Source organism: Paracoccus sp. S1E-3 (genome assembly GCF_013868135.1).
In the GTDB taxonomy this organism is placed as follows: Bacteria; Pseudomonadota; Alphaproteobacteria; order Rhodobacterales; family Rhodobacteraceae; genus Paracoccus.
In genome coordinates, this window is record NZ_JACEMU010000004.1 from 791,850 (window position 1) to 815,812 (window position 23,963).

Sequence of the window (23,963 nt, forward strand, 5' to 3'; positions counted from 1 at the left end):
CAAGCGGCGCTATTCGCGTTGCAACGCCCTGAACGCGGCGGACGCGCCCCAGCCGGCGACCGCCGCAAGAAGCAGCGACATCAGCCCGTAGATCAGCGGCTGATCGAAGGCCAGCCGGTACAGCCAGCGCTCCAGCCCGACCTTGCGCACCTCGAGGGGCGCGGAATAGCTGTCGATGATCCGGCCTTCCCGCACGAGGAAGATGCGGGTCTTATAGGTCCCTTCGACCAGATTCGCAGGCAGGCGGAAGTCGGCGCGGAACAGCGTGTCATCGACCAGCGTGACCGCGCCGTCATCCAGCCGGTAGCTGCCCTCGGCCATGCGCATCTCGATCATGGCCTCGGTGAAATCGACCGGGTTTTCCACATCGACGGGCCGGGCGAAGGCGCGCATCGCCGTCGGGATGGAAATGCGGAATCGCGCATCCTCGTCCGGGTCCAGGATCAGCCGCAGGGGCGCGGTGGTGGCGACGGCGTAGAAGCTGGGGGCCGCGCCCACGACCACGCTTTCGGCATTCACCCAGATGCCCAGACGCCGTTCCTTCTTGCGGATGGTGACGCTGCGCGACGGCCCCTCGACCGTCGCGATCACCTGCAACAGGCTGCTGGCCGGGATCGGCGTCTCGCGCTTGACGGCACCGTAGAGCAGGATCTCGGAGCCGTCGAAGCTGGTGGTGATCGACACCGCGTCCGAGGACATGCCCGCCACCACCTGCTCGGGTGCCTCGGGTCGCGGCGCTTCCGGCATGCCCCGCGGCGTTACCGGCGAGGGGAAGGACATGATCGGCGGCACGGTGTCAGCCGGGTTGGCCGGCGCCGGGGCGGCCGGTCCGGGAATGGCCTCCTGCCGGGGCGTCGCCTGCGCCGGGGCCGGCGGCTGCGAGGATGACGGCGGGGCATCCTGCGCCAGGGCACCCTGCCCCAACATCACCGCCAGACACAGGATCAGCGCCCGCATCACACAATCCCCGGCGTCAGCGAATAGAGATCATCCGGCGTCAGGAACAGGTCCATCGCCAGCTTGACGCAGACCGCCAGCACCACCAGCGCCAGCAGGATGCGCAGTTGTTCGGCCCGCAGCCGCGCGCCCAGATAAGTGCCGATCTGCGCCCCGGTCACCCCGCCCACGATCAGCAGCACCGCCAGCATCACGTCGACGGTGTTATAGCTGATCGCATGCATCAGCGTGGTGAAGGCCGTCACGAAGGTGATCTGGAACAACGAGGTGCCGATCACGACCTTGGTCGGCATCCCCAGCAGATAGATCATCGCCGGCACCATGATGAAGCCGCCGCCGACCCCCATCATCGCCGACAGCACCCCGACCAGCAGTCCGACCACCAAAGGCGGAATGACACTGAGATACAGGCCCGAAGTGCGGAACTTCATCTTGAAGGGCAGTGCGTGGATCCAGCCATGCGCGCGCCGCGTCGTGCGCCCCCCGCGACGGGTCCGGCTGAGCGCGCGCAGGCTTTCGACCAACATCATCGAACCGACAACGCCCAGCATCACCACATAGCTGATCTGGACGACCAGTTCGACCTGACCCAGCCGCTGCAGCAGGTTGAAGACCGCCACGCCAAGCGCCGAGCCGATCAGACCGCCGATCAGCAGGACCGTGCCCATGCGGAAATCGACGGTCCGGCGCTTCACATGCCCCAGCACCCCCGACACCGAAGACGCCACCACCTGATTGGCGCCGGTGGCCACCGCGATGGCGGGCGGAATGCCGATGAAGAACAGCAGCGGGGTGATCAGAAAGCCGCCGCCCACGCCGAACATGCCGCTCATCAGCCCGACGATTCCGCCCAGGCCGATCAGCGTGAAAGCGTTCACCGCAACCTCGGCGATGGGAAGATAGATCTGCATTGCGCGGCGCCTGCTCGGGTCAGGCCCATCTAGCCAATGACGGGGCCGGTCGTCAAAGGCGCATTCGCAAAAAATGTGCGGGTTGCCGCCTCGCGGGACGCCAGATAATCATGGGGCCAGCAGGACGATCGGACGAAGGTAGGGCATGCGCATTCTCATCAGCAATGACGACGGCATCAATGCCCCCGGCCTGCAGGTCGCCGAGGAGATCGCAACCGAACTGGCCGGCCCCGATGGCGAGGTCTGGGTGGTCGCCCCGGCCTTTGAACAATCGGGCGTCGCGCATTGCATCTCCTACGCGCATCCGACCATGGTGGCCCGGCTCGGCCCGCGCCGCTATGCCGCCGAAGGCAGCCCGGCCGATTGCGTGCTGGCGGCCGTCTATGACGTGATGAAGGACACGCCGCCCGACCTGGTGATCTCGGGCGTGAATGCGGGCAACAATTCAGGCGAGAACGCCGTCTATTCCGGCACCGTCGGCGGCGCGATGGAGGCTGCGCTGCAAGGCCTGCCCGCCGTGGCGCTGTCGCAATATTTCAGCGCCGAGCTGCGCGACACGCCCGACCCGTTCGCCGCCGCCCGCCAGCACGGCGCGGACATCATCCGGCAATTGCTGGCCCGCGCCGACTGGAACTCGGATGCCGATTTCCGGCTGTTCTACAATGTGAACTTTCCCCCGACCCCGTCGGCAGGGGTCAAGGGCATCCGCGTGACCCCGCAGGGTCGCCGCACGGGTCCCGGCTTCGGGGTCGAGCCTTTCATGGCCCCCAATGGCCGACGCTATCTGTGGGTGCGCGGCACGCCGCAGGACCGCCCCTCGACCCCCGGCAGCGATGTTGAAGCCAATCTCGACGGTTACATCTCGGTCACGCCGATGCGCGCCGATCTGACCTGCCATGCCTCGCTGCCGGCCTTGCAGGAGGCCTTCAAAGGATGAGCGACGAGGGTGCCGAGGAACTGGCCGAGCGCAAGATGCGCTTCCTGTTCCAGCTGCGCTCGCACGGCGTCACCGATCCGCGCGTGCTGGCCGCGATGGAGCGGATCGACCGGGGCGAGTTCGTCCGCGGCCATTTCGAAGACCGCGCCTATGACGATACCCCCCTGCCGATCCAGTGCGGCCAGACGATCAGCCAACCCTCGGTCGTGGGTTTGATGACGCAGGCGCTGAACCCCGGCCCGCGCGACACCGTGCTGGAGGTGGGGACCGGGTCGGGCTATCAGGCGGCGGTGCTGTCCGGCCTGTGCCGGCGTGTCTATACGGTCGAGCGTCACCGCCGTCTGGTCACCGAAGCCGAGGCGCTGTTCCAGCGGCTGCGGCTGTCGAACATCACCGTGCGGCTGACAGATGGCAGTTATGGGCTGCCCGAACAGGCGCCTTTTGATCGCATCATTGTCACCGCCGCCGCCGAGGATCCGCCCGGCCCTCTCTTGGCGCAGATGAAAATCGGCGGTATCATGGTGGTGCCGGTCGGACAATCCGACGCGGTGCAGACATTGATCCGGGTGAACCGGACGGAAACAGGCTTTGATTATCACGAGCTGCGCCAGGTCCGCTTTGTGCCGCTGGTCGAGGGTTTGGGTCCCAGCTAGGCCCCTTTCGCCAGCCGCGCGGCCCGGACGGCTTCGTGGCGGAAGGGACGGACGCGACGGATGAGCAGTACGATCTTCAGGGGAATGGTGACGCTGTCGCTGACGGTGGTGCTGGCGGGTTGCCAGGCATTCCCTGCAGTGCAACAGGACATGGCCGCGATCGGCAACGGCATCAGCGCGCGGGTGCCTCAGCCCTCGGGCGCGACCAGCATGCCGGGCATTCCCGGCATGGGCGCATCGGCAGGGGGCGGGGGTGCCGCCACCGCGGGGCCATCCGTCACCGACCCCTATGCGGGCCAGGGTGTCGCCAAGCCCAACGTACCCGGCGGGGGAAATGTGAAGCCCACCCAGACGCCTTCGGCCCAGGTTGCCGTGACGCCGGCGACCACCCACCAGGTTACCAGCGGCGAGACCGGCTGGTCGGTGGCGCGCAAATACGGGATCACGATCCAGGATCTGGCCGCGGCCAACAATCTGGAAACCAATATGGTGCTGAAGGTTGGCCAGACGCTGAAAATTCCGGCCCGCCGCACCGCTACGGCCAGCGACGCTTCCGCCCCCGGACAGGGAACACCCACGCCGATGCCCCCCTCGGCCGCAAAACCGCTGCCGGACGAGAAGACCGCACCCTCGACCGCGCCCGTGGCCAAGCCCTCAACGCCCGATCTCGGCGCCACCCGCACGGCGGCCTCGGGCTCGGGCAAGATGCGGATGCCGGTCGCAGGCTCGATCACCCGCACCTTCAACAAGGGCAGCAATGACGGGATCGACATTTCGGCGCCGACCGGGACCGAGGTGCAGGCCGCGGGCAGCGGCCGCGTCGCCGCCATCACCCGCGATACCGATGGTGTCCCCATCGTCGTCATCCGGCACGAGGGCGAGTTGATGACCGTCTATGCCGGCATGTCGCAACTGTCGGTCCAGAAGGGCGATCAGGTCAAGGCCGGGCAGAAAATCGGCACAGCGGGCAATTCCGGCGCGATCCATTTCGAGGTGCGCAAAGGCTTCGACGCGGTCAATCCTGAGAACTATCTTTAAGCGATCCTCCGGACGCGGCGCGCAGCATCGCGTCCGGGCAAGTTGCAACCGCTGCGGGCGCCCCGGTCCCCAGACTTCATGCGAATGGCGCGCCACAGGCGCCCTGACGATCGCAAACTGCTTCATCGCCACCGGCGCGGGGCGCCGATGGGCCGCATTCCTGTTTCCAGAAACGCTTTGCTCCGCCTAGATGCCTCAATCGCGTCGACCATGATTGCGAGCGCCTGTCGAGCCCCCGCTCCAAGCGCAGCTGCCGAACTTTCCCTCCCCCGCAGCTGAATCCCTCCCTGGACGATGTGGGCGCCGTTGGTCTGGACCGTCAGACGAGTTGCGCGCCACAGGCACCCTTCCCAATCAGGGCACACTCAACCGCTCCCGCCACTTGCGGCTGACGAGGCAGTTTCTCTGCGCTCGAGCTCTTTGCTCTGTGCGATACGACGGCCCTGTCGCTCCGATGGCGATTGCAAGCCCCGTCAGAACTCCGGCAGGGCGCGTCGCCGCCTCAACGCCCTGAAACGGCCGCCGTCCGGGCCGCGTGCTGTTGCCCATAGGCCAGGATTCCGCCGCTGGCCGACCTCCCGAAAACTCGAAAGCCGCCCCCTTCGGGACGGCTTTCTCCGTCGCGGCCGGAGGGAGCGGCCGCGATTTCCGTCTGCGCCGGTCGCTGGTCGCGCCGGATCGCCGGTCAGGCGACCTTCATCGCAGCCTCGATGGCGGCGGTCACTTCCTGACGGATGGCGCGGCGCAGGTTGTGGCTGATGCGGCTGCCGATCTCGCCCTGCAGTTCCTGACGGATTACATCACGCACCAGATTGCGCAGCGCATGAGCGCCCGCCATCTGATCCTCGTCCTTGGGCAGATCGGCGGCGAAAAGGTCGATGCAGGCCGCATCATGGCCGGCCACTGCATGTTTGTGCAGATCGGTGGCGCGGCTGTTTTCGGCAAGCATCATATCCGTATCCTTTGCGGTGGTCGCTGGCGCCGGGGCGACGACCATATGCGGAAGAATGGCGGTGATCTGCGCAGACGCGCCATCGGCCCTGCCGAGACCCTGCTTGCGCGCCTGCTGATAGCCGAGTTCGTCGAAAGTAACCTCGTGGGCGTCGGTCCGGTCCGGACAACGGTCCGCCAGCTGCGCGCGATCCATACCGTCAAGGACGAGGGCGTCCGTCAGCGCCGCGTCCGCGTGCTCCAGCCGGCTGTCGCCGCGCAGGACCAGACGGTCATCGGCCAGATCGATGGCGCCCAATTCACGCTCGATCACCGAGCGCAGCTTTTCCGCTTTGGGGCCGAGCGGCAGGGTGCTGCGCGCCTTGCCCGCGGCGTCCAGCCGGCGCACCGGCTGGGCGAAGTCCGGTCTGGCATCCTCCTGCGCGATCAGCCGCCGGATCGAGGCGAGGACATCGCCGATTTCAGGACCGATATCGGCACCGCCGACATGCGGGTTCGGGTGAGCGGCCTGCGGTTCAAACATGGCCGCCCCCGATCGGCAGGGCGTCAAACTTACTTGTTGAGCGCGCGCAGGACCCGGTCGAGGCTTTCGCCCTGTCGGCTTGTGTAGGGGGCGTCACGCACCGCATTGTAATAGGCTGATGGGTCATAAGTGGGTATTCCCAGTTGCAGGTCTTTCACCGTCAACACACCCATAGCAGCCAATAGTTGATAATGTGCTAACTGCAGATTGGCCTCTGCAGTAATTTTATCCGCCCGCGCCTGCAGCAGCGATTGCTCGGCATCCAGCACATCCAGCGTCGTCCGCGCACCCAGCGTCGCTTCCTCGCGCACGCCGTCGTAAGCCTGCTGCGCCGCCGCGATCTGTTCGTCCATGGCCCCGATCTGGGCCCGCGCCACGTCGATATTGGCCCAGGCATTGCCCACCGCCTCGTTGACCGAGCGCGAGGTGTTCAGCAGCGCCGACCGCGCGGCATCGCGATTCGCCATCGCCTTGCGATGCTGGGCCGACAGCCGGCCGCCGGAATAGATCCGCTGCGACAGTTCGGCACCCACGGCCAGCTGCTTGTTGTCTTCCTTGTCGATCTGCGCGGTCGCAGTGCCCGAGAATGTCGGGTTGCGTTCGGCCGCCGCCGCCACGACCGCCAGTTCCGAAGCGGCAACCTCGCGGCTGGCCTGCAGAATGGACGGATGGTTCCGCTGCGCGGCCTTTCGCGCCGCTTCGACCGAAGCCGGACGCTTGGGCAAAGGCGGCGGCGCGCTCAGGCCCTTCGGGGCTGCGCCGGTGGCGGCAGCATAGCTTTCGCGGGCGATTTCCAGATCACCCTGGGCCGCCGACAGCGCCGCACGCGCGGCGGCCAGTTGCGCATTGGCCTGGGCCACATCGGTCACGGTGATTTCACCCACGTCGAAGCGATCCTCGGCGGCCTGCAATTCCTGCCCCAACAGCCGGACCGAGTTCTGTTGCAGCTCGACCTGCTCGGCAGCCGCGCGCACATCCATGAAGGCCTGCACGGCCCTCAGCAGGATGTCCTGCTCGACCGCCAGCAGCGCATAGCGGGTCGACATCACGGTTTCCTTGGCCATGTCGATCGCCGCCTGCGAACGCCCGAAATCATAGAGCGTCATGGTGGCGGTCAGTCCCAGCGTCGTCGTCGTCGCCTCGGCGCCGTTGAAATCGGTGAAGTTGTGCCTCAGCGCCCAATCAACGACCGGCCGCAGCGCCGACATCGCTGTCGCCACATCTTCGTCGGCGGCGCGCAGAACGGCGCGGTTCTGGTCCAACAGCGCCGAATGGCGATAGGCCGCCACCAGCGTGTCGCCCAACGTTTCCGCCGCCGCCGGCAGCGCCACGCTGCCCAGCATCACCGCCAGGGCAGCGCGCCCGAGCACCCTGCGGATCCCGTCTTTCGTGGTCATCATCATTGCCGGCCTCCTCAGAAGACGAATCCTGTCCGCCTGTTGAAACCCGGCAGCACCGGCGCCGAGCCGTTGAACGCGAAGCGCCAGGTGATTTCGCCATCGATCTTGTAGCCGATCCGGGCGACGCCCAGATTGCCTTCGGCGAAGATCGCCCCGACCCGGCCCCCTTCGGCCAGCTGATCGGCGAGCGCCTGCGGCAATTCCTCGATTCCGCCGGCGATCAGGATAACGTCGTAAGGCGCCTGCCCAGGATAGCCCCCGGCCAGTTCGCCGGTCACCACCGCCACATTGTCGACGCCCTGTTCGGCCAGGGTCGCCTCGGCCTGAGCGGCCATTTCGGGATGAGATTCCAGCGCCACAACCGCCTGCGCCAGGCGCGCCACAACCGCCGCGTCATAGCCGAGGCCCGCGCCCACATTCAGCACCAGTTCGGTCGGCTGGATGTTCAGGCCGTCAAGCATCTTGCCGAAGCTGCGTGGTTCCAGCAGCCAGCGATCCTGTCCCAGCGGCACGTTTTCGCCGACATAGGCGACCGCCTGACGGGCATCGGGCACGAAGACTTCGCGCGGGACGGTCAGCATTGCCTCGATCACCGGGTATTTCGTCACATCATTGGGACGAACCTGCGTGTCCACCATCATGGTGCGCGCCTGAGAGAAATCGACCATGGAATAACCTTCGATCTGCGTTGCCCTTTCTTGACACAGAATGGCAGCGGGGCGCAACGCACGGATTGCCGGGCGCAACGGCCAGGCGGTGGATCATGGCCGAGTGCGCGCGCCCGCGCCGAAATCAGGCCCTCTCGGGCAAAGGAGAAGGCCCGGAGGCCGCATATCGCGCGCCTGTCGTGATCCTGCGGCCCTGGCACAGCAATCCGCGGCGGCTGGAAATCGTCCTGCAGACCAGGGCCCCGCCCGTGCGGCCGGCCAGCACCCCACAGAGCAATGCGGTTCAGGCTTTTACCGTCTCGCCGGGCTGCGACACCACAGCCTGCGCTGCACCTGCCCTTCAGCAAACGGGTTCCATGGTCCATTCGCGGTCTATTCGCTGGCAACCGTTTCCTTATGCCGCCCGACCGCAAGTCGCAGGTTCCCGGCCTCCCCGCGCATCAGGACAGCGGGGCCGCGCCGCTACTGCCCGGCTGCTCAACATAGGCTTCCGCGACGATGGGCGGCTTCGATCCGCCTCGCGCAGCCCGGTTTTCCTCGGCATGGCGCCCTGCCTCTGCCGGCAAACCGCAACCAGGGGAATTTTGGCGCGTCGCTGCGAAACCCGCCTTGCGGGCGGGCGTTGCATCGGGTAGGTCAATCGCACCTCAGACCGGCGGTGGGTTGGCGGAGAGGTTACGCACCGGATTGCAAATCCGTGAAGACCGGTTCGATTCCGGTACCCACCTCCAGCGCCTCCCCCCTGCCCCGAACCGGATGGAACCTGTTGCTGTATCGCGGCGCATCCTGGCTGGCGGGCGCATTGCTGCCGCCCTTCGCCTCGGGCGATCTGGCCGAAAGGCTGGTGCTTGATCCTGCGCAACCCGATGAGGCGGCGCCGATCTGGCTGCATGGTGCCAGCGTGGGCGAACTGATGTCGGCGCGCCCGGTGATCGAGGCGCTCGTCCGCCGGTGCCCGCTGCTCTTGACCACCAACACCACCACCGGCCGGGCGCTGGCGCAAGACTGGGGAATGCGGGCGCGGCTCGCGCCCCTCGATACGCCGCAATCGCTGCGCCGCTTTCTGGCGCGCTTTCGCCCGCGTGTGGCGGTCACCCTGGAGAACGAACTTTGGCCCAACCGCTCGGCCCTGCTGGCGGCGGCGGGGGTCAAGCAGATCGTGATCGGGGCGCGGATGTCGGAACGCTCGGCCCGGAGATGGGCGCGGCTGCCCTGGCTGATCGGGCCGATGCTGGGCCGCATCGACGGGCTGTCGGCGCAGGATCTGGGCAGCGAGGAGCGGCTGACCCGGCTGGGGCTGCCCGATCGCGCGTTGTTGCCGCGCATGCAGCTGAAGCTGCTGGCCCCGGCGCGCAGCACGCCGGGACCCCAGCCCGAAACCCGCGACCGCACCATTCTGGCCGCCTCGACGCATGAGGGCGAGGAGGGCGCGATCCTCGATGCCTTCATGGCGGCGCGCCGCGCGCTCGGCGGCGGCTTGCGCCTGATCATCGCCCCGCGTCACCCGGCCCGCGCCGATGAGGTCGCCGGAATGATGGCGCAGCGCGGCCTTGCCCCGGCGCGGCGATCGCTGGGCGCGGATGAAACCGCGCCGATCCTGCTGGCCGACACCCTGGGCGAGATGGCGCGCTGGTATGACGCGGCATCGATCTGCATCACCGGCGGCTCGCTGGTGGCCAAGGGCGGCCATACCCCGTGGGAGCCTGCGGCCCATCGCTGCGCCATCCTGCACGGCCCCCATGTTTCGAATTTCGCCGAAGATTACGCCCTTCTTCATGCCGTAGGCGGGGCAGAGACCCTGCCCGTCCATGCCGGCGCGACGCTTGGACGGCTGGCCGCGGACCCTGCTGCTGCGGGGCGGATGGGCGCCAATGCCCACGCGCTGCTGCACAAGCGCGCCGGCGATGCGGCGCCGCTGGTGGCGGCGATCCTGGCGGCGGCCGGCCTATCTGCCCAGACGGTCGATTTCCCGACAGCTGAAAGCATTGCAGCGGCCGCAGCGGATACCGATATATTGCCCTGAAAGGACTGATATCGTGATCCATTACGCCCTGACCTGCGAGAAGACCCACCGTTTCGACGGCTGGTTCGCCTCATCCGACGCCTTCGAATCGCAGCGCGATTCGGGGCAGGTCCACTGTGCGGTCTGCGGCAGCCTCCAGGTCGACCGGGCGCTGATGGCCCCGGCCGTCACCGCCCGCGAACCTGCCCTGCAGAGCAGCGAAAAGACCGCACTGGAACAACTGCGCGACCATATCGAGACCAGCTCGGACTATGTCGGCCTGCGCTTTGCCGAGGAGGCCCGCGCCATGCATGAGGGCCGCAGCGAGTCGCGCGCCATCTATGGCGAGGCCCGCCCCGATGATGCCCGCGCGCTGATCGAGGACGGCGTGCCCATCGCCCCCCTGCCCTTCATCCCGAAACGGCAGACGAACTGACGCACGGCCAGCAAAACGGCCGGAGCGCCCGCGTTCCGGCCGTTTTGCATGTTGGAACCGCGCCTAGTCGGGATCGGTGAAGGTCACGCTGACCGGGGCCAGCCCCTCGACATCGCCGACCAGATGGTTGCCCGGCCCCACCGGCCCCACCCCCGCCGGAGTGCCGGTCATCACCACGTCGCCGGGCGCCAGATGATACAGATGCGACAGCCGCGACAGCAGTTCGGGAATCGACCAGACCATGTCGGTCAGGGCGGAATCCTGCCGCAGATCACCGTCCAGCCGCAGCCGGATGCGCCGATCGCTCAGCGGGCCGAAATCCGCCGCCTTGGTCACCGGCCCGATGATCGCCGATTCCTCGACATCCTTGGCCATGTCCCAGGGCTGCCGGTTCTCCTTGGCATAATTCTGCAGATCGCGCCGGGTCATATCGAGACCCACCGCATAGCCATAGACGGCATCGGCGGCCTCGGCTTCGGTGGCCTTGAACAGCGGTTTGCCGACCATCACGCACAGCTCGACCTCGTAATGATAGTCCGAGGTGCCGGGCGGATAATTGCTCTCCATCCCGGAGGGCAGGAACGCCAGTGCCGATTTGGTGAAGAAGATCGGCTGTTCGCGATTGACCTCGCCGCCCATCTCGGCGGCGTGGGCGGCATAGTTCTTGCCGACGCAGAAGATGCGGTGAATCGGATAGCGGCCGGCCTCGCCCTGCACCGGCAGCGCCGGCCAGGGAGGCGAGGGGAACAGATTAGCGGTCATGTAAGCTCCTCGTGATACCGGCGAAGCCTAACGCGGGCGTCACAGCTGCGCCAGAAATTCCGTCACCGCGCGGCGCACCGGCTGCGCCGTGGCGCGGGCGTTGTCGACCACGTCGCGCAGCTCCTCCAGGCTGATCTGGCGGATCAGATGCTTGACCGGCCCGATCGAGGCTGGCCGCATCGACAGCCGCCGGATGCCGAGCGCGGCAAAGGTCAGCGCCTCGACCGGGCGGCCGGCATCCTCGCCACAGAACGACAGCGGCACGTCGGCCTCGGCGCAGCGGGCGATGATCTGGTCCAGCAGCGACAGGAACGGCTCGCTCAGCGTGTCGTAGCGGCGGCGGACCAGTTCGTTCTCGCGGTCGGCAGCGAAGAAGAACTGCTTCAGGTCATTGCCGCCGATGGACACGAAATCACAGGCACGGAAGAAGCTGAGCGGCGCGAAGGCCAGCGAGGGCGTCTCCAGCATCGTGCCAACGCGGATATCCAGCGGCAGGCCCCGGCCCAGCCGTTGTTCGCGCGCGATTTCCTCCATCAGCATCTTCTGCGCCGCTTCGAACTCGCCCGGCTCGGCGACGAAGGGGAACATGACATGCAGCGGGCGGCCGACAGCGGCGCGGATCAGCGCCTGAAGCTGCATCCGGAGCACACCGCGCTTGTCCAGCCCGACCCGGATCGCGCGCCAGCCCATCGCCGGGTTCGGCTCGTCCTGCGGCTTCATATAGGGCAGCACCTTGTCCGAGCCGATATCCAGCGTGCGGAACACCACCGGCCGCCCATTGGCGGCATCCATGACGCGCGTATAAAGCGCCGCGAGTTCCGACCGGCGCGGCACCCGTGTCCGGGTCAGGAACTGCAATTCGGTGCGGAACAGCCCCACCCCTTCGGCGCCCGAGCTTTCCATGCTGGGCAGATCGGCCATCAGCCCCGCATTCATGTGCAGCTCGATTTTCGTGCCGCAAAGCGTGGTCGCCGGCAGATCGCGCAGGCCGGCATAGCGCTTCTGCGCCTCGGCCTGCATGGCGATCTTGTCGCGGAAGGCGGCGGCGACGCTGTCCTCGGGGCGCAGATGAACGACGCCCACATCGCCATCGACCAGAATGGCGTCGCCGTTCAGCGCCTCCGAGGTGATGCGCCCGGCATGAATCACCAGCGGGATCGCCAGCGCCCGGGCGACAATCGCCGCGTGGCTGCCGACGCTGCCTTCTTCCAGCACCACGCCCTTCAGCTTGCGGCCGTAATCCAGCAATTCCGCCGGCCCGATATTGCGCGCGACGAGGATCGGGTTTTCCGGCATCTCGGCCCCGGTATCGCTGCCCTGCCCGGTCAGGATCCGCAGCAGCCGGTTCGACAGATCGTCGAGATCGTGCAGCCGGTCGCGCAGGTAAGGATCGGCCGCCATTTCCAGCCGCGCGCGGGCCTGCGACTGCTCCTTCTCGACCGCCGCCTCGGCTGACAGGCCAAGGTCGATGTCTTCCTCCATCCGTTTCAGCCAGGATCGCGAATGGGCGAACATGCGGTAGGCTTCCAGAACCTGCGCGTGGTCGCCCTCATCGCTCATGTCGGCATCGGCCAGCAGCTTGTTCACGCGCGAGCGCAGCGTTTCGACGCCTTCCAGCAGGCGCTTCTTTTCGCGTACGGGATCGTCACCGACCGGGTTGGCCACGACCACGCGCGGCTCGTGCAGCCAGACCCGGCCCTCGGCTGCGCCTTCCTGCGCGCCGGTGCCACGGAACATGCTGGGGAAGCGATGGGCCTGCGGCATCCGCTCGTCCAGATTGCCCAGAAACGCGCCCAGCTCGGCCATTTCGGCCAGCACCATGGCGACGACCTCCAGCCCGTAGACATCATCCTCGGTGAACTGCCGCGCCTCGCGCGACTGCACGACCAGCACGCCCAACTTGTCGCCGACGCGCTGGATCGGCACGCCGAGGAAGCTGGAATAGACCTCCTCGCCGGTCTCGGGCATGAAGCGGAAGCCGGGCTCGGCGGGGGCATTGGCGGTGTTCACATGCCGGCCGGTGCGCGCCACCCGGCCCACCAGTCCCTCGCCCAGACGCAGCCGGGTCTTGTGGACCGCCGCCGCCTTCAGCCCCTCGGTCGCCGACAGTTCCAGCGTATCGGCATCGCGGAACAGATAGATCGAACACACCTCGGTCGCCATCGAATCGGCGATGTGATGGGTGATCTGGTCAAGCCTGTCCTGGCTGCCGCCGGGGGCCGCCAGGGTATCGCGCAACCGCCGCAGCAGCCGTCTTGAATCACTGTCCTTGCGTAGCGCCATAGCCACCTGCCATCGTCGCCCGCGCGACGGTATTATGCGGTTTTTTCCAGTTCAAACGCATCATGCAGCGCCTGCACGGCCAACTCCATGTATTTGCGGTCGATGAGGACGGAAATCTTGATCTCGGATGTCGAGATCACCTTGATGTTGATGTTTTCATCAGCCAGCGCGCGGAACATGCGCGCCGCGACCCCGGCATGCGACCGCATCCCGATGCCGACGACGCTGACCTTGGCCACATCGGTGTCCACGACCAGATCGTCATACTGGATATGACCCGCCTTGCGGGCATCCTCCATGGCCTTCTTCGCCCGCTCGACCTGATTGATCGGGCAGGAGAAGGTCATGTCGGTCACCGAACCGGGGTGATCCTCGTAATCCTTTTCCGAGATGTTCTGGACAATCATGTCCACATTCACGCCGCCTTCCGCGAGCGGCGCGAAGATGGCGGCGGAAATGCCGGGGCGGTCCTCGACCGTAACCAGGGTGATCTTGGCTTCATCGCGCGAGAAGGCGACGCCGGAGACGACTTTCGATTCCATGATTTCATCCTCATCGCAGACCAGGGTGCCGGAATTTTCGTCCGTATCCTCGAAGGAAGACAGCACCCGCAGGCGGACATTATAGCGCATCGCCAGCTCGACCGAGCGGGTCTGCAGAACCTTCGCCCCAAGGCTGGCGAGTTCCAGCATCTCCTCGAAGGCGATGCGGTCCAGCTTGCGGGCCTTGGAGGTGATGCGCGGATCGGTCGTATAGACCCCGTCGACATCGGTATAGATATCGCAGCGCTCGGCCTCGAAGGCGGCGGCGAAGGCGACGGCGGTGGTGTCCGAGCCGCCGCGCCCCAGCGTGGTCACGCGGCCATCCTCGGCCACGCCCTGAAAGCCCGCGACCACGGCGACCTTCATGCCTTCGGTGAACTTGCGATCAATATTGTCGCGCGGGATCGACACGAAGCGCGCCGCCGAATGGGCCGAGGTCGTATTGATCGGCACCTGCCAGCCCTGCCAGCTGCGGGCGGGCACATCCATTTCCTGCAGGGTCAGCGCCATCAGGCCGGCGGTGACATTCTCGCCCGAACTGACCACTGCGTCATATTCGCGGGCGTCGAACAGCGGCGAGGTCTGTTCGACCCAGCCGACCAGTTCATTGGTCTTGCCCGACATGGCGCTGACGATGACGATGACGTCATAACCGCGTTCGACCTCGCGCCGGACCTTCTGGGCGGCGTTGCGGATCCGGTCGAGATCGGCGACCGATGTGCCGCCGAATTTCATCACCAGCAAGGGCATGCTGTCCCTCCATTCCCCAGCCAGTGGGGGAGCCTTGAAAACGGCCACTTTCTAGGGCGACACCGGGATACACGCAAGGCCGCGCTGACCGGGGCGCAGAAAAAAGCCCGCGAGGGGGCGGTTTATCCCACGCGGCCCATGTCGCCGCGCAGGCAGATGGCCTACCATCCGAAAAGTCCGGGCCGCCCAGGACGAGGAAAAAAACGAATGAGCACGACCCAACGCAGATTCCCCGACCTGCCCCCCGTCTGGGCGCTTGGCCTGATGCTTCTGTCGATCGCGGCCGGCCGGCTGCTGCCGCCGGGCCCTTTCGAGGAGCCGGCCTGGCGCATTCTCGGCGCAGCCCTGCTGATCGGCGGTTTGGCGCTGGTGATCTGGGCAATGCTGTGGTTCCGGCGCAAGCGCACCTCCATCTATCCCAGCGGCGCGCCCACGCGGCTGATCGTCGAAGGCCCGTTCCGCATCAACCGCAATCCGATCTATACCGGCATGGCGCTTGCCGTCTTCGGCGGCACATTCCTGTGGGGCGGCCCGGCCGGGCTGATCATCGCCGCAATCTTTCCCCTGCTGGTGACCCGCCGCTTCATCCTCGCCGAAGAACAGGCGCTACGCGCCGCGTTCGGAGCCGAGGCCGCGGATTACTTCGCCCGATCGCGCCGCTGGTAGCCCGGAAGGGCAAGAAGGCCGCCCGAAACAGGCGGCCTCCTCTCTCATCCGTGTCCAGATATCTCGGGCTCCGGGGTGGAATCCCGGTCCGGTGCCGATTACTCGCGGCCCTTGTAGATATCGACCAGCTTGGCCAGCATCTCCAGCGCGTCCTCGCGCGAGCGCTGGAAGCTGTTGCGCCCGATGATCGAGCCATTGCCGCCACCGTCGCGGATCGCGCGGGCGTCGTCATAGACCGCGTCGGCGCCTTTGGCCGCACCCCCCGAAAACACCACGATGCGCCGGCCGCCGAAGGCCGCCTGCATGCAATGCTCGACCCGCTTGGCCTGGGTCGAAATATCGATCTTCTGCGCCTCGTAGACCTTCTTGGCGTCCTTGTTTTCCAGATGGTCGGTGGACAGCTTGATCTTGATGATATGCGCGCCCAGAAGCGCCGCGATCTGGGCGGCATAGGCGGCGATGTCGATGGCGGTCTCGCCATCCTTGCTGATCGCCTCGCCGCGCGGATAGGACCAGATCACGGTCGGGATGCCGACGGCGGCGGCCTCGGCGCGCAGCTCGGCGATTTCCTCGAACATGTCCAGCGCCATGTCCGACCCCGGATAGATGGTGAAGCCGATGGCCGCGCAGCCCAGACGCAGCGCATCCGCGACCTGCGCGGTCACCGCCTGATTCTTGCCCGCCGTGTCCGACATCAGGCTGTTGGCCGAGTTCATCTTGAGGATCGTCGGGATCTGGCCCGCGTAGGTATCGGCGCCCGCTTCCAGCATGCCCAGCGGCGCGGCATAGGCGTTCAGGCCCGCATCGATCGCCAGCTTGTAGTGGTAATGGGGGTCATAGCCTGCCGGATTGGGCGCAAAGCTGCGCGCCGGGCCATGCTCGAAACCCTGATCGACGGGCAGGATGATCATCTTGCCGGTGCCGCCCAGTTTGCCTTCCATCAGCATGCGGCACAGATTGCCCTTCACGCCGGGGTTTTCGCCCTCGTAATTGGCGAGAATTTTCTTGACGGTATTCGTGGCCTTCATGGCGTCCCCCAGAGATTTTGCATGCATGCCTCATAGCAGAGCGGCGCCCTGCGGCAACGGCGGGTTGCGCTAACAATCCAATGTTAGCGACCGCAAAGGCCGAGACAATCCGTTCAAATGCCTGTGCGCGGGTCGCCCGCATCGGCGCTTGCCCAAACCGCCGGATGGGACCCGAGCGCGACAGATGAAGCGGCCCGTGCGCGGCCCGGATCTGCGTGTCTCTGAAAAGGGGATTTGGAAAATGATGGCGCGGTTGACGGGGCTCGAACCCGCGACCCCCGGCGTGACAGGCCGGTACTCTAACCAACTGAGCTACAACCGCGCATCATCTTCGGGCGAATGGTGGTGGCGCGGTTGACGGGGCTCGAACCCGCGACCCCCGGCGTGACAGGCCGGTACTCTAACCAACTGAGCTACAACCGCATGCTCACCAACCCCAGCTTCTTCGCCCGCTGGGGTAGCGGCGATTTACGCGGCCCCATCCGGCACGTCAAGGCGAGAATCGGAAAAAAAGCCCATGGCGCGTCAAAAGCCTTCGGGCCCCCATAGCCGCGTTGCGCACGGCTCCTGTCAGCGCAGCACGAAGGTGGTGTCGAATTCCGGCAGGGCCTGCAGTTCCGCTTGCGTCAGCGGCGTGACGAAGAAGGACTCGGTCCCGATGCGCATCGGGGTCAGCTTGGCCGGCGGCAGCAGCACCTGACGGCTGCCGATGCCCAGCACGCCGCCGGAGTCTACCACTATCCCCAGCAATTGCCCGCGATCCGAAATCACCAGGTCACGGATTCGCGCCACATTGGGCCAGTCCGAGGGGCGTTCCGCCGGGGGCGTCGCGGGGATCGCCTGCCCGGCGCTGGAATAGACCGGGCGGCTTTGCATCCACGAGGCCAGCATGCCGGGATGATCCGCTGAAATGTCCATCAGGTCGGGCTGCTGCGCCCCCACAGGTCCGACGGCGGCAAGCGACACCGCCAGCAGGGCGGCAAAAGGCAGTTTCCGAAAGATCATGGCCATTCTCCGCGGGCGCTGAAGCGAGGGGTGCTGATACGGCCGCCGCTGACGGGGCCGGGTGCCGCGGTGGTCGTGGGGCCGGAGGTCGGCAATCCGCGCAGCACGCGGACCGCCAGCCAGCCGAAGGCCTGCGCCTCCAGCATGTCGCCATCAAGTCCGATGGCCTCGACCGGTTCGACCGGGCAATCGAGGCGATCGGACAGCGTCGCCATGATGGCCGCATTGTGGCGACCGCCACCGCAGACCAGCAGGCGCGCCGGCGGCGCGGGCAGATGGCGCGTTCCAGCCGCAACCGAAGCCGCCAGTGCGGCGACCAGTGTTGCGGCGGCATCGGCATCCGGCAGGTTTTTCACCGCGTCGGACAGCCTGGCAAAGGCATCGCGGTCCAGCGATTTCGGCGGTTTGCGCGCGAAATAGGGATGGGTCAGGAAATCCGCGACGATGCCGTCATCGGCGCGGCCCTGCACGGCCAGTGCGCCGCCTTCGTCCCGCGCGCCAAGCCCGCGCGCGCGCATCATGTCATTGATCGGCGCATTGGCCGGGCCGGTATCGAAGGCCAGGCAGCCCGTTTCCGGCCCCTCGGCACCGGGATCGACCCAAGTGAGGTTGCCGACCCCGCCGAGATTCAGAAACACCACCGGGGCGGCATCCATGCGCCCCTCGCGCAGCGCCCAATCGGCGCAGGCCCAGTGAAAGAATGGGGCCAGCGGCGCGCCCTGCCCGCCCTGCCGGACATCCTCGGTCCGAAAATCCCAGACCACACGCCGGCCGGTCCGGCGCGCCAGATCCGCGCCCGATCCGGCCTGATGTGTCCCCCGGCCGCCCGGATCATGGGCGAGGGTCTGGCCGTGATAGCCGATCAGCTCGGCTTCCGGGAAATCCGCCGCCAACGCCGCATGGGCGGCGACCGACAGATCCGCCGCCTCGGCCACGCCCGCATCACCGGGCCAGCGGCCCAGTGCGTCATGCAGAATGGCGGCCTCGTTTCCGCCATAGGCGCGATAGCCGGACCGGCCGAACCCGCAGATGCGCACCCCGTCGGTGTCGATCAACGCCGCATCCACCCCGTCCAGCGAGGTTCCCGACATCATCCCCAGCACCCGGATCATGCCCCCGGTCATGGCTTTCCCTTCATTCATTCCCCCGGTATATCCGGCCCATCGAAAAGGAAAAAGAGATGACACCGACCCCCAAATCCGACTTTCTGCGCATCATCATCGAGCGCGGCTTCTTTGCCGACTGCACCGACCTGACCGCGCTTGACGAAGCTTTGATTGACGGGCCGGTCACGGCATATATCGGCTATGACGCGACGGCCGCGTCGCTGCATGTGGGCCATCTGCTGAACATCATGCTGCTGCGCTGGTTCCAGAAGACCGGCAACAAGCCGATCACGCTGATGGGCGGCGGCACCACCAAGATCGGCGATCCCTCCTTCCGCTCGGACGAGCGTCCGCTGCTGGGGCCCGAGCAGATCCAGTCGAATATCGACGGTATTCAGAAGGTCTTCGCCCGCTACCTCGATTACGGGGACGGCCAGGCGGTGATGCTGAACAATGCCGAATGGCTGGACGGGCTGAACTATCTGGATTTCCTGCGCGACATCGGGCGGCATTTCAGCATCAACCGGATGCTGTCCTTTGAATCGGTGAAGTCCCGGCTGGACCGCGAACAGTCGCTGTCCTTCCTGGAATTCAACTACATGATCCTTCAGGCCTATGACTTCCTGGAGCAGTTCCGCCGTTACGGCTGCCGGTTGCAGATGGGCGGGTCCGACCAATGGGGCAATATCATCAACGGCGTCGATCTGACCCGCCGGGTGCTGGATGCCGAGGTGTTCGGCCTGACCACGCCGCTGCTGACCACCAGCGACGGGCGCAAGATGGGCAAATCGCAGGGCGGCGCGATCTGGCTGAACGGCGACATGCTGTCGCCCTATGAGTTCTGGCAGTTCTGGCGCAACACCACCGATGCCGATGTGGGCCGTTTCCTGAAGCTGTATACCGAGCTTCCGGTCGCTGAATGCGACCGTCTGGGCGCGCTGCAGGGGTCCGAGATCAACGCCGCGAAAGTGATCCTCGCCAATGAGGTCACGACGCTGCTGCACGGCGCCGAGGCCGCTGCCTCGGCCGAGGCGACCGCACGCGAGGTCTTCGAACAGGGCGGCGCCGGCGGCGATCTGGAGGTGGTGCGGATCGGCGCCGATGCGCTTGGCGCGGGGCTGCCGGTGATCCAGCTGCTGACGCTGACCGGCATCACCGCCTCGGGCAAGGAGGCCAAACGCCTGATCGCCGAGGGCGGGTTGCGGCTGAACAACGATCTGGTCTCGGACCCGCAGACGCCGGTCGATGCCGGGGTGATCGGGGACGGCCTGAAGGTCTCGGTCGGGAAGAAGAAGCACCGGATGGTGCAGATCGGATAAGCGAAGGGCCGGGGGAAACCCCGGCCTTTTGATTTGCATCCGTCGTTCTCCCGCCCGAATTTCCGCCTGGCTGGACAGACTTGTCATCGGGGTTGACGGGTGATCGCCTGTCGATAGGCTCACCCCATCATGCCTGCGAAATCGTCACCCCGAATCTCGGACTATGTGAAGGCGCTGCCGCTGCGTCCGGGACTCCGGGTTCTGGAGATCGGCTGCGGTCCCGGCGTGGCCGCGCGGGAGGTGTCGCGCCGGATCGGGGACGGCAGAATCGTCGCCATCGATCGGTCGGCCAAAGCGATCGCGCTGGCGGTCGCGGGTTCGGCGTCGGAACTGGAAACAGGTCATCTGGAATTTCGGACGGTGGCCATCGAGGATTTCGCGCGCGATCCTGGCGAGGGCCGGTTCGATCTCGCCTTTGCCATGCGTGTTGGCGCACTGGATGGCCGCCATCCGAAGGCAGGTCAACGCGTCATGACGCGGCTGAAGGCGGCCCTGAAACCGGACGGACTGCTTTTCATCGATTCCGCCAGTCCCATCAGAGGGGATGAGATTGATGTCTGAAAGCATGACCTTCACAGGCGGCTGCCTTTGTGGACGCTGCCGCTGGCAGGCGACCGGAGAACCCGAGTTTGCCGGTTACTGCTTCTGCTCGCATTGTCGCCGCATGTCGGGCGCGGGCCGGACCCCGTTTCTGGGCTTTACCGAAAACCGGGTCCGTCTGTCAGGGCAGACAAGCTGCTACGAGGACAGCAGCGACGCCAGCCTTGGCATCATCCGTCACTTCTGCCCCAATTGCGGGACGCGTCTTTATTCCGTGCCCGGCACGGCGCACGTGTTGCGCATCTTCTATCCAGGCTCGCTGGACGACCCGGAACGGTTCAACCCCGCTTTCTCCATACATGCGTCATCCTGCGTGTCGTGGGAGAGCGTGCCCGGGCAACTCGATGCCTTCGAAGGAGATGTTCCCGCCTGAAGAAGGCTGCGGCGCTAGCCCACAAAGGCTGTTTGGCCTCTGCCTGCCAGTGATCTGAGAGATTTCGGGCGAGAGCAGCCCCCGCGAATGGCCCCGGTCTACCCGTGCCCCACCCGCCGCGCCGCCGCCATCACCCGGTCGAGCGACTGCAGGAACCGCGCCCGGTCGGCTTTCGAAAACCCCTTGCCGCCGCCCTGATGAAACGGATCGGCCGAACGGATGTCCTGCATCAGGTCGCGCGTGGCGAGGCGCGGGCCGATATTGGCCATGGTCAGCACCTCGCCATCATGCTGGATCACCTGCGCGCCGGCCTTAAGGCAGCGGTCGGCCAGCGGAAGATCGGCGGTGACCACCACATCGCCCGGCCCGCATTGATCGGCGATCCATTTATCGGCCTCGTCCGGGCCATCGGGCACGATCTTCAGCGACAGCAGCGGGTTCTGCGACGGGCGCAGCCCGCCATTGCAGACCAGCACCATCGGCAGACGCAGCCGGGTGGCGACGCGTTCGGCCTCGGCCTTCACCGGGCAGGCATCGGCGTCGATGTAAAGCGTGGTCATCGGATTTCCATCGGTTCTGAGCGCCCCCAACATAGGCGGCATCGGGGCCGAGTGTAACCGTCCGTCGCGGGCTGGACGGCGCAGGGCCGATGCCGCATCTTCGGGCGGCAGATTTAGGGAGGACAGATGGCGAAGCAGCGGCGGATCCGGGCGGTGTTCATGCGCGGGGGCACATCGAAGGGATTGATCTTTCATGCCCGCGACCTGCCGCCGCCCGGCGCGACGCGCGATGCGGTTCTGCTGGCCGCGATGGGCTCTCCCGATCCGAACATGCGTCAGCTGGACGGGATGGGGGGCGGCATGTCCTCGCTGTCGAAGGTCTGCATCGTCGGACCCTCCACGCATCCGCAGGCCGATGTGGATTACACCTTCGGGCAGGTCGGCATCGACCAGGGGATCGTCGATTACGGGGGAAATTGCGGCAACATGTCCTCGGCCATCGGTCCCTTCGCGGTCGAGGAAGGGCTGGTCCCCGCGCCACCGCAGGGCGAGGCCATTGTCCGCATCCACAATGCCAACACGGGTAAACTGATTACGGCGCGCTTCCCGGTGCTGGACGGGCTGCCCGTGACCGAGGGGGATTTCGCGCTGGATGGCGTAGCCGGAACAGCGGCACCGATCCGGCTGGACTTTCTGGCCCCCGGTGGGTCGAAGACCGGCGCCCTTCTGCCGACCGGCCATGCGGTGGACCGCATCGACCTGCCTGGCATCGGCCCGGTCGAGGTCAGCCTGGTCGATGCCGCCAATCCCATGGTGTTCATCGCCGCCCGCAGTCTGGGGCTGAGCGGGACGGAAATGCCCGACGAGTTCGCGGCCGATATGGCCTTGATGGCGCGATTGGAGGCGATTCGCCGCCGCGCCTCGATGATGATGGGCCTGACCACGGATGAGGACGCGGCCGCGAGCCTGATCAGCATCCCGAAGATCGTCATGCTCGCGCCGCCGCAGGCGGCCGTAACCCTGTCGGGGCGGAAACTCGCCGCTGGGGATGCCGATATCACCGCCCGTGCGCTGTCGGCGGGCCAGCCGCACAATGCGATTCCGCTGACCGGCGCGCTGTGTCTCGCGGCGGCGATCAGGGTGCCGGACAGCATCGCCGCGGGTTTCGCGGTCCGCGCAGATGGCGCCATACGCATCGCCCATCCCTCGGGCACGATCAGCGTCGACGCCGTGACCGAGGACCGCAAGGGCCAGATCAATGTGCTTCAGGCGACGGTGCTGCGCTCTGCCCGGCGCCTGTTCGAGGGCGCGGTCTGCATCCCCCCGTCGCCCACAGGGTCATGAAAAAAGGCCCCGCAGACCTGCGGGGCCTCTCGATCCACAAGCAAGGGCCTATTCGGCCACGGTCACTTTCAGCATGTAATCGGGCGCCTCGACCGAGCCATTGGCCGCCGCGTCGCCTTTTTTCACCGCGTTCAGCACGTCCCAGCCGTCCACCAGCTGGCCAACGACGGTATATTGCCCATCCAGGAAGGGCGCCGGGGCCAGGTCGATGAAGAACTGGCTGTTGGCGCTGTTGGGGTCCTGCGAGCGGGCCATGCCGACGGTGCCCTGCTGGAAGGACACGTCGCTGAACTCGGCGGCGAGGTCGGGCAGTTCGGACCCGCCCATACCGGCCATGGCGGTGTCGCCGCCCTGCTTGCCGTGCTGGACATCGCCGGTCTGGGCCATGAAGCCGTCGATCACGCGGTGGAACACGACGCCATCATAGGCGCCGGATTTCGCCAGCTCGACCAGACGGGCAACGTGGTTCGGCGCCTTGTCGGCGTAAAGATCCAGCGTGATCGTGCCTTTCGGGGTGCCGGACGCATCCGCGACCTCGATCACCAGATTCGGGCCGGGGCCGTCGGTGACACCCGGCAGGCCTTCCGCCGAAGCCGCGCCTGCGGCCAGCACCATTGCGGGAACCAGAAGATTACGCAACATCGGCGGCCACCTTCACCGAGATCATCCGGTCGGGGTTCGCCGGCGGCTCGCCGCGCACGATCTTGTCGACCAGATCCATGCCGTCGATGACCCGGCCATAAACCGTGTATTGGCCGTTGAGGAAATGGTTATCCTTGAAATTGATGAAGAACTGGCTGTTGGCGCTGTTCGGGTTCTGCGACCGCGCGGCCCCCAGCGTGCCACGGTCATGCGGCAGCTTCGAAAATTCGGCCGGCAGGTCCGGCAGGTCCGAGCCGCCGGTGCCGGCGCGGCGCGGGTTGTAGTCCTTTTCCATATTGGCGTGTTCGACATCGCCGGTCTGGGCCATGAAGCCGTCGATCACGCGGTGGAAGGCCACGTTGTCATAGGCGCCGGCGCGGGCCAGCTCCTTCATCCGCTCGGCATGTTTGGGGGCGACATCGGGCAGAAGCTCGATGGTGACCGGACCATCCTTCAACTGGATGATGATGGTGTTTTCGGGATCCTTGATCTCGGCCATGGGGGCCTCCTCTGTTATCGGTCGCCACTACAGCTAAACCGTCCTGCCAGGTCCTGCAACGCACGAAG

At 66.5% G+C, this 23,963-nt stretch carries 24 protein-coding genes and 3 tRNA genes; 11 read left to right on the plus strand and 16 right to left on the minus strand.

Going from position 1 to position 23,963, the window contains the following annotated elements:
* Positions 1-9: 9 nt before the first annotated feature.
* Both H1S04_RS03865 and H1S04_RS03870 read right to left on the minus strand, forming a co-directional pair.
* A complete protein-coding gene (locus H1S04_RS03865) occupies positions 10-957 on the minus strand; it encodes a TIGR02186 family protein (protein ID WP_366521899.1) in 948 nt (315 codons plus the stop codon).
* Positions 957-1,868, minus strand: coding sequence for a sulfite exporter TauE/SafE family protein (locus tag H1S04_RS03870; protein ID WP_181744220.1), 912 nt, complete (start codon positions 1,866-1,868; stop codon positions 957-959). The genes H1S04_RS03865 and H1S04_RS03870 overlap by 1 nt, the downstream gene beginning before the upstream one ends.
* 145 nt (positions 1,869-2,013) lie before the next feature.
* On the opposite strand from H1S04_RS03870, the gene surE reads away from it, so the two are divergent.
* From surE to H1S04_RS03885, 3 genes are read left to right on the plus strand one after another with little or no spacing between them, the layout of a single operon-like run.
* Complete coding sequence (gene surE / locus H1S04_RS03875) at positions 2,014-2,805, plus strand: 5'/3'-nucleotidase SurE (protein WP_181744221.1); 792 nt, start codon at positions 2,014-2,016, stop codon at positions 2,803-2,805.
* Entirely contained in the window at positions 2,802-3,458 is a 657-nt protein-coding gene (locus H1S04_RS03880; protein ID WP_181744222.1) for a protein-L-isoaspartate(D-aspartate) O-methyltransferase, read from the plus strand. The genes surE and H1S04_RS03880 overlap by 4 nt, the downstream gene beginning before the upstream one ends.
* A gap of 60 nt (positions 3,459-3,518) precedes the next feature.
* Positions 3,519-4,496: a M23 family metallopeptidase gene (locus H1S04_RS03885; RefSeq protein ID WP_181744223.1), complete on the plus strand. Its 978-nt coding sequence runs from the start codon at positions 3,519-3,521 to the stop codon at positions 4,494-4,496.
* 685 nt (positions 4,497-5,181) lie between these two features.
* Here the strand turns inward: H1S04_RS03885 and H1S04_RS03890 are convergent.
* From H1S04_RS03890 to H1S04_RS03900, 3 genes are read right to left on the minus strand one after another with little or no spacing between them, the layout of a single operon-like run.
* Positions 5,182-5,970, minus strand: a complete 789-nt coding sequence (locus H1S04_RS03890; protein ID WP_181744224.1) for a hypothetical protein — start codon at positions 5,968-5,970, stop codon at positions 5,182-5,184.
* A gap of 29 nt (positions 5,971-5,999) precedes the next feature.
* Positions 6,000-7,373 (minus strand): TolC family outer membrane protein, encoded by a 1,374-nt coding sequence (locus tag H1S04_RS03895; RefSeq protein ID WP_370470456.1) that lies wholly within the window; start codon positions 7,371-7,373, stop codon positions 6,000-6,002.
* 11 nt (positions 7,374-7,384) lie between these two features.
* Positions 7,385-8,038 (minus strand): protein-L-isoaspartate O-methyltransferase, encoded by a 654-nt coding sequence (locus tag H1S04_RS03900; protein ID WP_181744226.1) that lies wholly within the window; start codon positions 8,036-8,038, stop codon positions 7,385-7,387.
* 657 nt (positions 8,039-8,695) lie between these two features.
* On the opposite strand from H1S04_RS03900, the gene H1S04_RS03905 reads away from it, so the two are divergent.
* From H1S04_RS03905 to H1S04_RS03915, 3 genes are all read left to right on the plus strand, one after another.
* Positions 8,696-8,769 (plus strand) — tRNA-Cys (locus tag H1S04_RS03905).
* Positions 8,736-10,061, plus strand: a complete 1,326-nt coding sequence (locus H1S04_RS03910; RefSeq protein WP_298945963.1) for a 3-deoxy-D-manno-octulosonic acid transferase — start codon at positions 8,736-8,738, stop codon at positions 10,059-10,061. The genes H1S04_RS03905 and H1S04_RS03910 overlap by 34 nt, the downstream gene beginning before the upstream one ends.
* Positions 10,062-10,074: 13 nt before the next feature.
* A complete protein-coding gene (locus H1S04_RS03915; RefSeq protein ID WP_181744227.1) occupies positions 10,075-10,476 on the plus strand; it encodes a DUF1178 family protein in 402 nt (133 codons plus the stop codon).
* Between the two features lie 63 nt (positions 10,477-10,539).
* Here the strand turns inward: H1S04_RS03915 and H1S04_RS03920 are convergent, their stop codons facing one another.
* From H1S04_RS03920 to H1S04_RS03930, 3 genes are read right to left on the minus strand one after another with little or no spacing between them, the layout of a single operon-like run.
* A complete protein-coding gene (locus tag H1S04_RS03920) occupies positions 10,540-11,238 on the minus strand; it encodes a fumarylacetoacetate hydrolase family protein (RefSeq protein WP_181744228.1) in 699 nt (232 codons plus the stop codon).
* Between the two features lie 39 nt (positions 11,239-11,277).
* Entirely contained in the window at positions 11,278-13,521 is a 2,244-nt protein-coding gene (gene ptsP / locus H1S04_RS03925; protein ID WP_181744229.1) for a phosphoenolpyruvate--protein phosphotransferase, read from the minus strand.
* A gap of 32 nt (positions 13,522-13,553) precedes the next feature.
* The gene (locus H1S04_RS03930) at positions 13,554-14,813 is read right to left on the minus strand and encodes an aspartate kinase (protein WP_181744230.1); all 1,260 of its coding nucleotides are present in this window, start codon (positions 14,811-14,813) and stop codon (positions 13,554-13,556) included.
* A 207-nt stretch (positions 14,814-15,020) separates the two neighbouring features.
* On the opposite strand from H1S04_RS03930, the gene H1S04_RS03935 reads away from it, so the two are divergent.
* Complete coding sequence (locus H1S04_RS03935) at positions 15,021-15,479, plus strand: isoprenylcysteine carboxylmethyltransferase family protein (protein ID WP_181744231.1); 459 nt, start codon at positions 15,021-15,023, stop codon at positions 15,477-15,479.
* Between the two features lie 98 nt (positions 15,480-15,577).
* Here the strand turns inward: H1S04_RS03935 and H1S04_RS03940 are convergent, their stop codons facing one another.
* From H1S04_RS03940 to H1S04_RS03960, 5 genes are all read right to left on the minus strand, one after another.
* A complete protein-coding gene (locus H1S04_RS03940; RefSeq protein WP_181744232.1) occupies positions 15,578-16,507 on the minus strand; it encodes a class I fructose-bisphosphate aldolase in 930 nt (309 codons plus the stop codon).
* A gap of 245 nt (positions 16,508-16,752) precedes the next feature.
* Positions 16,753-16,829, minus strand: a tRNA-Asp gene (locus H1S04_RS03945).
* 24 nt (positions 16,830-16,853) lie between these two features.
* A tRNA-Asp gene (locus tag H1S04_RS03950) sits at positions 16,854-16,930 on the minus strand.
* A gap of 147 nt (positions 16,931-17,077) precedes the next feature.
* Positions 17,078-17,512: a PRC-barrel domain-containing protein gene (locus tag H1S04_RS03955; RefSeq protein ID WP_181744233.1), complete on the minus strand. Its 435-nt coding sequence runs from the start codon at positions 17,510-17,512 to the stop codon at positions 17,078-17,080.
* Positions 17,509-18,636: an anhydro-N-acetylmuramic acid kinase gene (locus H1S04_RS03960; protein ID WP_255435443.1), complete on the minus strand. Its 1,128-nt coding sequence runs from the start codon at positions 18,634-18,636 to the stop codon at positions 17,509-17,511. The genes H1S04_RS03955 and H1S04_RS03960 overlap by 4 nt, the downstream gene beginning before the upstream one ends.
* A gap of 56 nt (positions 18,637-18,692) precedes the next feature.
* On the opposite strand from H1S04_RS03960, the gene tyrS reads away from it, so the two are divergent.
* The 3 genes from tyrS to H1S04_RS03975 all read left to right on the plus strand — a co-directional run bounded on the left by tyrS (position 18,693) and on the right by H1S04_RS03975 (position 20,910).
* Entirely contained in the window at positions 18,693-19,937 is a 1,245-nt protein-coding gene (gene tyrS / locus H1S04_RS03965; protein WP_181744234.1) for a tyrosine--tRNA ligase, read from the plus strand.
* Between the two features lie 165 nt (positions 19,938-20,102).
* Entirely contained in the window at positions 20,103-20,498 is a 396-nt protein-coding gene (locus tag H1S04_RS03970; RefSeq protein ID WP_298945973.1) for a cyclopropane-fatty-acyl-phospholipid synthase family protein, read from the plus strand.
* On the plus strand, positions 20,491-20,910 hold the full coding sequence (locus H1S04_RS03975) for a GFA family protein (RefSeq protein ID WP_181744236.1): 420 nt from the start codon (positions 20,491-20,493) through the stop codon (positions 20,908-20,910). The genes H1S04_RS03970 and H1S04_RS03975 overlap by 8 nt, the downstream gene beginning before the upstream one ends.
* 98 nt (positions 20,911-21,008) lie before the next feature.
* Here H1S04_RS03975 and H1S04_RS03980 read toward each other — a convergent pair whose 3' ends face one another.
* Positions 21,009-21,470 (minus strand): YaiI/YqxD family protein, encoded by a 462-nt coding sequence (locus H1S04_RS03980; protein WP_181744237.1) that lies wholly within the window; start codon positions 21,468-21,470, stop codon positions 21,009-21,011.
* Positions 21,471-21,596: 126 nt separating this feature from the next.
* Between H1S04_RS03980 and H1S04_RS03985 the strand changes: the two genes are divergently transcribed.
* Complete coding sequence (locus H1S04_RS03985) at positions 21,597-22,754, plus strand: 2-methylaconitate cis-trans isomerase PrpF family protein (RefSeq protein WP_181744238.1); 1,158 nt, start codon at positions 21,597-21,599, stop codon at positions 22,752-22,754.
* Positions 22,755-22,802: 48 nt separating this feature from the next.
* Here the strand turns inward: H1S04_RS03985 and H1S04_RS03990 are convergent, their stop codons facing one another.
* Together H1S04_RS03990 and H1S04_RS03995 are read right to left on the minus strand one after the other, a co-directional pair.
* The gene (locus H1S04_RS03990; RefSeq protein WP_181744239.1) at positions 22,803-23,396 is read right to left on the minus strand and encodes a peptidylprolyl isomerase; all 594 of its coding nucleotides are present in this window, start codon (positions 23,394-23,396) and stop codon (positions 22,803-22,805) included.
* Positions 23,386-23,895 carry a peptidylprolyl isomerase gene (locus tag H1S04_RS03995; RefSeq protein ID WP_181744240.1) on the minus strand — a complete coding sequence of 170 codons (510 nt, stop codon included), beginning with the start codon at positions 23,893-23,895 and terminating at the stop codon, positions 23,386-23,388. Before H1S04_RS03995 ends, H1S04_RS03990 begins: the two co-directional genes overlap by 11 nt.
* Positions 23,896-23,963: the final 68 nt, after the last annotated feature.